Raw genomic sequence first — 13,159 nt, 5'->3', positions numbered from 1 at the left:
AGGTGGCTAGTAATCAAAACTATCAGTTCACATTAACAATAAAACACACAGACTATATTGTTAGAGATCACCGGGTGCATGGCACCCGGATCATACCTGGTGTTACGTTTTTAGATATTATTTATCGAATGGCACTTAGCAAAGATTTGCCTATTGAAGAACTGGAGTGTCAAAATATTCTCTATTTAGAGCCCGTAGCAACATCTAATACCTTTGACAGAGAAATTCTTATTTCCTTTCAAGGTTCACACCAGGGATGGGAGATTCAAGCGAAAAGCAGAAAAGTGAAAGACGGACATGTTTTAAACGAAAATTGGGATAAAAATATGCAATGCCGCCTAATGCCGAAAACAGGCAGCGACTTGATTTCAATAGATATTGACAGGATAAAAAATACAGCTGAGCGTGTTTCTGATATGGATACATGCTATGCCTATTTAAGAAAAGTCGACATTGAGCATTTTGAATTTATGAAAAGTCTCGGAACAGTCTATGCAACGGAAGATTATGTACTTGCCGAGTTAAAACTCAGCAAGATAGCGAAACAATATGTCGGTTACTTTCAGATGCATCCTACTTTTCTTGATGCATCCACCATTATCACAGTTCTATATCAGGCATGTCCGGAATATTTCACAAAAGGAGCGGCTGCCAGCCGTTTCAAAACGTATATTCCTATTCATATTGAATCATTTCAAATGGTAAAACGTCTGTCGGATACATGCTATGTGTACATCGAGAAACAAGACCAAAATCATGATACCGGAGATGTTATCAGAGTAAGCTATGGCTTATACGATGTATCGGGAAATAAGATCGCACAATTTACCCGGCTATCTGTTAAGCATATCCGATCTAAAGAATTAATTGAAAATCTTAAAAAGACATCAGGCAACTTCCAAAATAATTCAATCCATAAACTGAAAGACAATCAAACAATAAAAGAAACGAACAAAAAGCGGATTAATGATATTGAATCAGAGCTGAAGGGACTAATAGCTGGGACAGCGAATATCAGCAGCCATGACATTAAGGCTGACATCGGTTTTTATGAACAGGGGTTGGACTCTGCATCTTTGTTGAGTATCGTCAAAGAACTGGAGCGTAAAACCGGGGAACAGCTGTATCCGACACTCCTGTTTGAGTATAAAACAATTCGGGAACTGGCCGCTTATATTGAAGAAAATAAAAAAATGAATAACCATTTCTCAACTCCTGAGATATTGGCTGAAATTCCTAATGCACAAGAAAATTTAGCATCATCATCCGGTCAAGCTTTATGTTCACCGCATATGACAGAGAGAGAGATTCAGCTACTGATTGCAGATGTTCAAGGAATAACCCCTGATAACCTTTCTATTGAAAAAGGATTTTATGAGCAGGGTTTAGATTCTGTAACGCTTCTGGAGGTTGTTAAGGCGTTAGAGAAAAAGTCGGGCAGGGAGTTATACCCTACTCTGCTGTTTGAATATACAACAATTCGAGAGCTGGCAAATTACTTTGCTGCAAATAATGAGAAGCTTTCGGCGATCAAAAACCCTGAGAAAGACCACCATATTACAGCTACAACTTATTTAACGCCGCAATGGAGACGAAAAGATATTCATATAAAAGGTTATAACGTTAAAACAGCTAAAAAAACGTATTTGCTGTTTCAGCATGACAGGGCGCTGTTCGATAACATGCAAAGTGATTTTAATAACGATACCGAACAAATTATATTAGTTTTGTCAGGAGACACTTTTCACTATCATGGCGGTGGTGTATATGAAATAGATCACAATGAGGAAGCCCATTTTGAAAGATTAACATCTGAACTAAAGCAAAAACAGCAAATACCTGACGTCGTGATCTACGGATGGCCGGATGGATCGTTTGCGCCCGGTGCCGGCATAATAAATGAACAGCTTTCTATAGGTGTCTACCCGCTTTTATTTTTCAGCAAGGCTTTAATGCGAAGCAAGGCATCAAAGGAGATTGTGTCCCTTTATCTTTATCCGGCGGATAATAAAAGCGCTCAGCCGTTATACGCTTCAGTACATGGCGCCGGACAGTCAATATCATTGGAGAACCCGAAAATGGTTTTTAAAACAATAGGCATTTCCTTATCAGGTAAACCGATTTCAGTTCAAGAAAAAGCTGGAATAATCGTTAATGAATCCGTTGAAGTGCTTTCAGAGGAAACTGACATTTATTACGAAGCGGGAGAACGCTTTGTCCGTGTCCTCCGAGAGGCTGAACCCATAGATAAATCCTACTCCGCATTTAAAGAAAATGGAGTGTATCTCATCACTGGAGGCGTCGGAGGCCTCGGACTTTTATTTGCAGAACATATTGCCGCACAAACAACGGCCTGTATTATTTTAGCTGGCCGTTCGGAGCTATCGGAAAGCAAAAAAAACAGAATCAGACAAATAGAAGCCTGCGGGTCGTCAGTTCAATATATTAGAGGCGATATTTCGGATAGCCGCGATGCTGAACGAATGATAAAGAACATTAAACGGCAGTTCGGGAAAATTGACGGTGTTATACACAGTGCAGGGATAGTTAATGATGCATTTTTAATACAGAAAACAAAAAGTGAAATTCAAAAAGTGCTTAAACCGAAAATATATGGAACCGTTTTACTGGACAGCCTGTTGCAAGATGAACCACTTGATTTCTTTATAATGTTTTCATCAAGCAGCTCAATCTTCGGTAACATTGGTCAGACAGATTATGCGTTAGCCAATCGTTTCGTTGATCTTTTTGCTGACTGGCGGGAAGGACTGAGACAAAATAAAGAACGGTCTGGTATCTCAGTAGCCATTAGCTGGCCGCTATGGGAAGACGGGGGCATGAAAGTGGATAAACAAACCGAAGACTGGATGAAGGAAAAAATCGGTATGATTCCCCTTAGGAAAAACAGCGGGATTAAAGCCTTTTATGACTCTATTTATCTGCGTCTGCCTCAGCTAATTGTATTTGAAGGTGACAAAGAAAAATTGAAGGCGGCCCTTCATGAGAAATTTGTGAAGGATAAAGCAGGTGATACACAAAAAGTTGAACCTGCGGTTGTGAGAGACCAAGATATAGCCATTATCGGCTTAAGCGGAAAGTATCCAATGGCTGATAATCTTAATCAATTTTGGGAGAATTTAAAAGTGGGGAAAGACTGTATCACTGAAGTTCCATCTGATCGTTGGGAGCTGAATGGATTCTTCAGCGAAGAAAGAGACGTGATAGGGAAGTCATACAGCAAGTGGGGCGGCTTCGTCAACGGAACTGATCAATTTGATCCGCTCTTCTTTAATATATCACCTCGTGAAGCAGAACTAATGGACCCGCAAGAAAGGCTCTTTTTAGAATCAGCTAAAGAATGTTTTGAAGATTCAGGATACCAAAAAAACAAGCTGGAAAAAATGAAAGTCGGTGTATTTGTAGGTGCAATGTGGGGGCAGTATCAATTATTTGAAGGAGAAGAAAACGGACTGTCTTTCACACCTGCTTCTGTCTACTCTTCAATTGCTAATCGGGTTTCTTATTACTTTAATTTAAAAGGTCCTAGTTTAGCTCTTGATACGATGTGCTCTTCCTCTTTGACTTCTATTCATTATGCATGCCAAAGCATACATTGCGGAGAGAGCGATATGGCGTTAGCCGGAGGAGTGAATCTGTCATTACACCCTAATAAATATAAATTTCTCAGTATGGGACAGTTTTTATCAAGTGATGGCAGATGCAGAAGCTTCGGGAAGGATGGGAATGGTTATGTGCCGGGCGAAGGAATAGGAGCTGTTTTGTTAAAACCGTTGAAAAAAGCCATTGAAGATCAAGATCTAATATATGGTGTGATTAAGGGCAGCTCTGTTAACCATGGCGGAAAAACAAGCGGATATTCTATTCCGAATCCAGATGCGCAGACAACAGTCATTTCAGAAGCGCTTCGTAAAGCTGATATTGATCCAAATTCCATCAGTTATATTGAAGCGCATGGCACAGGTACATCATTAGGCGATCCTATTGAAATTCAAGGCCTTCGAGACTCTTATCAATTGGATCATCCTTGCGCCATTGGATCTGTTAAATCAAACATCGGTCATTTAGAATCGGCAGCCGGTATAGCTGCAGTAACGAAAGTGCTTCTTCAGATGAAGCATAAGTTGCTTGTTCCTTCGTTACATTCCGATACTGTCAATCCATATATAGATTTTGATCAAGTTCCTTTTCAAGTGCAGCAGAACGCAGCTGAATGGAAAGGTGCTGAAATCAGTGAAACCGTTTATCCACTGAGAGCAGGTGTAAGTGCCTTTGGGGCAGGGGGGTCCAATGCACACCTCATTCTGGAAGCATATGAATCCTTAAATACTAATCAACCTCAAAGCAGCAGAGTTATTTTTATTTTGTCTGCACAAGATAAAAACCGTTTGAAAAAGTATGCGGAGGTTATGGCCCGCTTTTTATCTGAAAATGAAATGCAAAACGAGAATGATCGTGTGAAACTTCAAGATATTGTCTATACCCTGCAAACGGGACGTGAGCATATGGAGGAAAGGCTTGCAATAGTAGCAGATTCAAGCTTGTCGATCGCTGAAGAACTTTTAGGCTATACCAGAGGGGAAACCAGTGAATCAAGCTATACAGGTAATATTTTAAAATGTGAGGTTAAAGCTGAAGCTCCCCGCATTCATAAAGATTATGAAGAAGTTGCACGGAGATGGGTAAAAGGTGAGCTAATAGATTGGGAGGCTTTTGAGGAAAACCGGCATTCTTTTCGAGTCTCTATCCCGGGGCAGCCGTTGATTAAGAAGCGGTACTGGATCAAAGAACAGACGAAAGAATATGTTTTAAATAGGGAGCTTAAACCAAGGCACCCTTTCTTAGGAGTTAATACGTCTACTTTTAATCAGTACAGTTTTACGAAAACAATCGACAGGGACAATCCATTTGTAATGAGTCTTACAGAATACGGAAAGGCCTTTTTCTCTGTTGTGTCTTTAATCGAAATGGCTGCAGCAAATGCGTCAGAGGCATTTGGGTATAGCGTCAATAAAATAACTGAAATATCTTGGAATCAAGGCAGTTGCGACGCCGCTGACATACAAGAGCTAATCATAGAGTTAACGCCTCAAGAAGGTTTTGCGCAATTCAAAATATACGCAAAAAGCTCAAGTAAGAACAAAATAAGGCTTGTTCACGGAAAAGCGCATATTGTCGAGCAAAAAGAAAACGATTTACTCCCTTCTTTATTAGATATCTCGAAAGTAAAATCGGATATGCTTGAACATGGTTTCGCAATACCTTATGCGTCTGAAACAGCAAAAAACAACAGTGAAATGCTGTCACTATTTTTCATTCCGGATCACTTTTATGAAAACAGTGGAGATTTCACTTTTCTTCCATTTGCATTTGAGTCTGCGATTCAGACATCCGGTCTATTTGTAAACGGCGGGACCCCTGCTGAACTGATTGGAATGAATGAAGTGACCATCTATCAAGTTTTTACTCAAGATTTTTATATTTATACTCAAATTGAAAAACAATCTAACAATATTGATTTGACGTGCCATATTACATTTGCAGACACAAATGGCAGCATCCTGGCTGAATGCAGAGGGCTAGTGTTTAGCAATAGCTATACTGAAAAAGCTGATCAATCCGATGATGAATTAATTTGTTTGCTTCGCAAATTGGAGGCAAATGACATTGATCAAACGGCTGTATTGAAGCAACTAATGGGGGAAGAATCATGAGGGGAAAACGTGAACAAATCAGCGAAATTCTTGAGCTGATCGAAACAGGAAATATAACGGCTGACGAAGGATATGCCCGTGTAAAATCTATTCAAGACAATGGCGAACTAGCAACTGATAATCCGCCTTTATATTATAAGCCTGAATGGATAGAATCAAATATTCCGAATACGAAAAATGCAGACTTGTCTGGCTTAGTTCTTATTTTTGCTGAAAATGACTGGAAAATAAAAGAACTAAGCGATTCATTAGTGGATTGCAACCTTTTGTTTGTTTGTCGAGGAGAAAAATTTTCTACCAACAATCGCAATGTGCTTACTATTAATCCAGCGAAAAAAGCAGACTATATAAAACTTTTTAAGTATATCCAAGATCAATTCATGCTGCCTGAGAATATCCTTCATTTATGGTCTGACAGTCAGGATAATATAAGCCAAGAAGGAATAAAAAAACAACTGGAAAGCGGTATATTTTCTCTTCTATACATTACACAGGCATTGATTGAGATGAAATGCAAGAATACTGTAAAGCTGAAACATATATTTCAAACTGAACATAAGGCTCAACTGCCATTACATCACGCTTTAGGCGCTTTTGTTAAAACGGTTCATCAGGAGTATCCAAATTTTCACTATCAGATCATCAATGTCAATAATGCACAGGATATGGGTGTCGACAATTATTCAGAGATTGCGGATATTTACCGAAAAGAATGTGAAGGCGATCAAACTTCGCAATTCGAAGTACGCTACGAAAATGGTAGCCGATTCACGAAACATTATAAAAGCGCAAACATTGACGGATTATCTCAGCCGCTTAAACGTAAGGGGTGTTATCTAATTACAGGAGGATTAGGCGGGCTCGGCTATATTATTGCGAAATATTTGACGGAAAAATGGAAGGCTAACCTCATTTTGACCGGACGTTCTTCTTTAACTGCAGAGCAGTCTCGGAAGATTAATGATTTGAGAAGCTCAGGTTCTCACATCGAGTATATACAATCAGATATTTCAAAAAAAGATGAGACAGAGCGGGTATTTACTTTTGTAAAAGATCAATTCGGTCATTTAAACGGTGTTTTTCACATCGCCGGAGTGCTCCGCGATTCGTTTATTTTAAGAAAAACAAAAGAAGAAATCGATCAGGTAACAGCAGCGAAAGTTTACGGAACGGTATGGCTGGCGAATGAAATAAAAAAATTAAATCTTGATTTGTTTGTATTGTTTTCTTCAACATCATCTATTTTCGGTTCAATCGGCCAATGTGATTATGCCTTTGCCAATGCTTTTCTAGATCAGTATGCAGCAGTTATTTCAGCAAAAGGATATGCCCAAAAAACAGTTTCCGTCAATTGGCCGCTGTGGGCAGCCGGCGGGATGAATATTGACTATGAAGGAATACAAATAATGAGAAGGGAACTCGGCCTTGAATCTTTAGATGAAAGTGCTGGGCTGCGAGCCTTAGAAGATAGCTTGTGCCAGACATCTGAACAGCTGATTGTAGTAAAAGGTCAAAAAGAAAAAATTGACGACGCGTTGAACCGTGCTGATATAATCAATAGCCTTTTTGAACAGCGAGATGAAAAAAATGAACGCAACGATGAATTAAAACAAGAAATTATTCATTATTTGAAAAAACTGCTGTCTGAAGAATTAAAATTATCGGCTTCATTCATTGATGAAAAACAATATCTTGAGAAATACGGTATTGATTCAATTATGATTATGCGTCTAACCAAAAAGTTAGAGCAAAATATCGGCAAACTATCAAAAACCTTATTTTTCGAATATCACTCGATTACTGAATTGGCGGATTATTTTCTGAACCACCATAGTGAGCGTATGCTGAAACTGTTGAATCCTATTGCTGCAAAACCCCAACATGAATTGCGTCAGAAAAGAATAACATCAGTAAAAACCGATGCTCCAAACTCTATAAAAGAGAACGTACAAAAGAAAGTTCCGAGGCGTTCAATTTCTGCTGATATTGCCATTATTGGAGTAAGCGGCAGATATCCTGACGCAGAAAGTATTAGGGATTTTCAAAATGTACTTCTGAATGGACGGGATTGCATTAGTAAAATTCCCGATGATCGAAAGAAAATGTTGGAAGGGAGCTGTTATAACTGGGGGGGATTTCTTAAAAATGTAGATCGATTTGATCCTTTGTTTTTCCGGATATCACCGAAAGAAGCAGCTTATCTTGATCCCCAGGAACGGCTTTTCTTAGAAACAGTCTGGAACACTATAGAGGATGCGGGGTATACAAAGTCAGATTTGGCTCAGGAGAAAGTCGGGGTATTTGCAGGAGTCACATACGGGAGTTATCAATTTTTCGGCGTTGAAGAATCTATGAATGGAAATGAATTAGCCGTAGGTTCTCCTTTTTCTGCAATTGCAAACAGAGTCTCGTACTATTTCAATTTTACGGGACCTAGTATGGCGGTTGATACAATGTGTTCATCCTCTCTCAATGCTATTCATTTAGCCTGTGAAAGTATTCTGCGGGGAGAAAGCAGCATTGCTGTTGCAGGCGGTGTCAATCTTACGCTTCATCCAAATAAGTATACTTTATTGAAACAAAGTCGCTTTTTTGCGAGTGATGGGCGGTGCCGTACATTTGGTGCAGGCGGCGACGGTTATGTACCGGGCGAAGGAGTAGGATCTGTTCTATTAAAGCCGGTCGCAGATGCAATAAATGACGGAGATCATATTTATGCGGTGATAAAAGCAACGGCAGTAAACCATGGAGGCAAAACAAACGGATTTACTGTTCCTAATCCTAATGCTCAATCTGAACTGATAGGAGCCGCACTGAAAAAAGCTGATATTGATCCTCGAACGATCAGCTATATTGAAGCACACGGAACCGGTACTTCTCTTGGAGATCCAATTGAAATAACCGGATTGACGAAAGCGTTCCGCCAATATACGGACCGGACTCAATATTGTTCGATCGGTTCTGTTAAATCGAATATCGGACATCTTGAGGCTGCTGCAGGTATTGCAGGTCTGACAAAGGTTCTAATACAAATGAAGCTTAAAAAGCTTTTCCCCTCTATTCATGCAGAGACATTAAATCCGAATATCGATTTTGAAGCGTCGCCTTTTTATGTGCAACGGTCACTGCAAGATTGGGAGAAACCTAATCTGAAAGAAAGCGGAAAAGAGGTTTCGGTTCCGAGAAGAGCGGGGATCAGTTCATTTGGGGCGGGAGGAACAAACGTTCATGTGATTCTGGAAGAATATGAAGAAGCCAACAAATCGGCAGAACAATTTGAAAAAGAGCCGCACGTCGTTCTGTTATCGGCAAAAAATAACGAAAGGCTTCTCGAGTATGCAGATAAAATGAAAGAGTATATCAAAAACTCTCTAAAACCCGCAATGCGAAGCGGACAGCCGGATATGGTTGAAAAGGTGAATGAAATACTGAAACCATTTGTTTCAAAATTGATTCATGTCAATCCGAAAGAAATCGATCCGATAGAGAATCTTGCGGAATTTGGATTTGGGCCTGTAGAGTTAAACAGTATTGCAGGTTTTATTAACGAAACGTTTCAAATAGAGCTTTCCATGCATCATTTAACAGATTTTCATTCAATACAATCTATAACGGAATACTTATTGAAAAAGTATACTGGGCAGGTTAGCAGACTCTTTCCGAAGGAAGGCTATGGAGAAGAACAAACGGACGAAATAGTTTTACGAGATATGGCTTACACAACACAAGTCGGCAGGGAAGCCATGGAATCCAGATTAGCAATTGTCGGTTCAACACTGAAAGAGATACAGGATAAATTAAACGATGTTTGTCTAGAAGTTCAACGTATTTCTGGCGTATATTTAAATCAGCATGCTCTACAGCAAGTTGAACAAATGAAGGCATTGATAGAAGGTAAAGCCGGTGAGCAGTTTGTAAAAAGCGTGATTGAGTACGGTGAAATGGAAAAGCTCGCTCAATTGTGGGCATGGGGCGCGGATATCGACTGGAAAATAGTTCAAAAGTATTCGCGGCAAACAGGCAAACGTATTTCCATCCCTACATATCCGTTTGCAAAAGAATCCTATTGGGTTCCTGGTCTAATTGAGAAGAACTCAGAGGTGAAAGCTTCAGCTCCGAAAATCCATTTGCAAAAAAAATGGAGAGAGCTTAATATTGCAAAAAACTCAGAAAAACCGGTTTTGGGGCTAACAATAGCATTGGTGCATCATGATACCGAATTAATTGCTCGTTCTGTATGCTCAGAGATAGAGGAGAAAAATCTTATTATTATAAGGCATAATTCTTCTTTTATAAGACAATCAGATTATTTGTATGACTGTTCTTTTTTAGATGAAAAACAAGCATACACCGCTGTCAATGAAATTTTGATGAGCCGGAAGCAGCAGATCGAGAACCTATTCGATTTTTCTGATATCAGCAATCTCAACGATAGCCAAAATCTTATACCGTATGGGAAAATTGTTATTATTCAAGAGCTTATTAAACGGAGCAAAAAGGAATCTCCGTTATCGGTTCTTCAATTGACAAATGGCCTTCAAATTTTTAAAACAGAGAAGCCGAGAATGAGAGGAGCAGAATTAGCCGGTCTTTTAAAATCTGTTTCTTCAGAATACACTTATGTTAATGGTAAAACAATTGATACAGACAGTGTGCAGAATTCGTATGAGCTGAAGCAAATGATAGAAAATGAACAAGAAAATCATGCTGGAGAGGTTGAAGTATGCTATCGCCACGGTATCAGGTATATTCCGTTTTTTGAAGAAGATAGGGTTCAACCGAGTGAGTCTTTTTCATTTCGTTTAGATAAAACCATAGTAATAACTGGCGGAACAGGTGGCATTGGCAGGGAGATAATAGATGAACTGGTAAAACGGGGAGTAACAAAACTAGTGCTTACGGGCACGCGCCCATTACCTTTGCGAAGTGAATGGGCGGGTTTGTTAGAGGATGCAAGTATAGATCAAAAGATCATCGACAATATTAAACTATTTATGAATCTTGAAGAGAGAGGCATTAGCTATCGGTATTACAGCGGCTCTCTTACAGATAAAGAGAAACTGCGTTCGTTTTTTCTTGAAGCCAGAAAAGACCTCGGGGATATATGCGGAGTGATTCATTGTGCCGGCCAGCACAGCAACGGAAATCCAGCATTTATTCATAAAGGCATTGAAGATTTCAAAACAGTTTACGGACCAAAGATCGTCGGTCTGCAAAATCTGCATCAGATTTTTAAAGATGATCCGTTGGATTTCTTTATTCTATTTTCATCAATTGCAGCTCAAGTCCCGCAACTATCTAAAGGGATGTCTGATTATGCATCAGCCAATGCGTATATGGACTATTTTGCGGCTTATCATTTTCAAATGGGAAAATCCTATTTTACATCTATCAATTGGCCAAGCTGGAAAGAGGTGGGGATGGGAAGGGTAACGAGTCCTTCATATAATGATTTAGGATTGGGTTCACTATCGACGCAAGAAGGAATGGCAACTTTACGCAATGCACTTTGCAAAAAAACAGCTGCTATGATGCCTATTGTGAAAAATAGTGCAGTCTTTAAGGCAGACACGCTTCTGAAAGTTTATAAGAGTGATCTTAGTGCGGTTTTTAGCAGCAAAGCGGAGATTTCAGATATTTCTAACAACCGTACTGATGCTCTTGTTGGAGAGCTGTCAGGCATTTTTGCCGAAGAATTAAGCATCCCGGTTGAAAAGCTAGACCCGTTTGTTGTCTTTCAAGAATATGGCGTAGATTCTATACTTCTTGTAAGTATTATCCATCGTATAGAAGCTATTATTCAGAAGAACTTGGATCCTACTATACTTTTCGAACACAACACTATTCATAAACTTGCAGAATATGTAAAGGGAACAGGATTTCAATTGAAGGAACAAACGGCACAACTTGACTCTTTTTCTGTTCATAATGTCTTTGAAAAAGTAGCCGAATCAAGAAGACACATGGAAAAACATGAAAAGCTGCAAACGTCATCTGCAAAAATAGCCGTTATTGGAATCGGATGCAAATTTCCAGGCGCAGCGAATAAAGAAGAGTTTTGGCTTAACTTAAAAAAAAGAAGAAAGCATATAAAGGAAGTTCCAGAATCCCGCTGGAGCATTGAAAAATACTATTCCCCTGTAAAGACAAAGGGAAAAAGCATTAGTAAATGGGGAGGCTTTATTGATGGGATTGGAAGTTTCGATCCAGTTTTTTTCCGGATGCATGAGGAAACAGTCGTCCAAACTGACCCATTAATCAGACATTTTTTAGAAACTAGTGTACAGGCTGTCAGGGATGCGGGTTATGAAGAAACAGAATTATCCGGAAAGAAAATCGGTGTGTTTGTCGGTTCAAGAATGGGGGGGTACGGTCATAAATTACGAAAAGAAAACACTCATAATATAGTTGGTCTCAGCCAGAACTTTATTGCCGCACATGTATCGCATTTCTTTAATTTTCACGGCCCAAGCATCGTATCGGATACAGCTTGCTCTTCTTCGTTAGTGAGTATTCATTTGGCTTGCCAAAGTTTAAAAGAAGGTGATTCAGAGATGGCAATTGCAGGCGGGGCAGACCTGCTGCTGGATGAAGTTCCTTACTTGATGCTAAGCGAAGGCGGGGCCCTTTCTCCGGACGGTCAGTGTTTTACCTTTGACGAAAGGGCAAACGGTTTTGTACCTGGTGAGGGTTTTGGAGCTGTATTATTAAAGCCGCTGGAAAAAGCGAAAACTGACGGTGATCAGATATACGGTATAATTGATGCATCCGCTATTAATAATGACGGTGCAACGATGGGCATTACAACTCCTAACCCAAAACTGCAGGAGCAAGTGATTCAGGATGCCTTTGAAAAAGCAAAAATAGAGCCTGACTCAGTCAGCTACATTGAGACACATGGAACCGGTACTATGATTGGAGACCCGATTGAACTTCAGGCGTTAACAAAAGTATTTCAAAAAAATACAAGGCGAACTCAATATTGCGGAGTTGGCAGTGTGAAAACAAATGTGGGACACTTATTAAGCGCAGCCGGAGCGGCTAGTTTTATTAAAGTGATTTTGTCACTATGGCATAAAAAAATCCCGCCTACATTGAATTGCGAAACGCCAAACCCTCGCTTTGAATTCGGGCAGTCGCCTTTTTATCCAAATACAAGGCTGAAAGAATGGAAAGAAGAAAAAAGGAGAGCAGGCATCAGTGCTTTCGGTTTTGGCGGAACAAACGCCCACATTTTGGTCAGTGGGTATGATGAATTGCACAATATTGTTCGAAAACCGCTGACACCGGCCGTATTCAATAAAAGAGAGTTTTGGCCTAAAGCTTATTCGCATAAACAAAAGAAACAGCATAAAAAGCAGTTTCTTGAGATTATTGATGAAACAGAGTGACACTCACTCTGTTTCTTTTAATTGCAAAAGAGAAAG

Annotated in this window: 2 protein-coding genes; both read left to right on the top strand. The window is 39.7% G+C overall.

The annotated features are described in order from the left end of the window. The first annotated feature begins 2 nt into the window (after positions 1-2). A complete protein-coding gene (locus V6D41_RS06875; protein WP_442893049.1) occupies positions 3-5,732 on the top strand; it encodes an SDR family NAD(P)-dependent oxidoreductase in 5,730 nt (1,909 codons plus the stop codon). Beyond that, positions 5,729-13,123, top strand: a complete 7,395-nt coding sequence (locus V6D41_RS06870) for an SDR family NAD(P)-dependent oxidoreductase (RefSeq protein ID WP_333517693.1) — start codon at positions 5,729-5,731, stop codon at positions 13,121-13,123. Before V6D41_RS06875 ends, V6D41_RS06870 begins: the two co-directional genes overlap by 4 nt. Positions 13,124-13,159: the final 36 nt, after the last annotated feature.

It is taken from the genome of Bacillus sp. 0102A (genome assembly GCF_036765155.1).
Taxonomy (GTDB): Bacteria; Bacillota; Bacilli; order Bacillales; family Bacillaceae; genus Bacillus; species Bacillus subtilis_G.
Note: the sequence above shows the minus strand (reverse complement) of the source record. Positions and strands in the feature narration are given on the sequence as shown.

Coding starts and splice junctions, on each gene's coding strand:
- V6D41_RS06870 (WP_333517693.1), top strand. CDS start 5,729: ATGAGGGGAAAACGTGAACAAATCAGCGAAATTCTTGAGCTGATCGAA.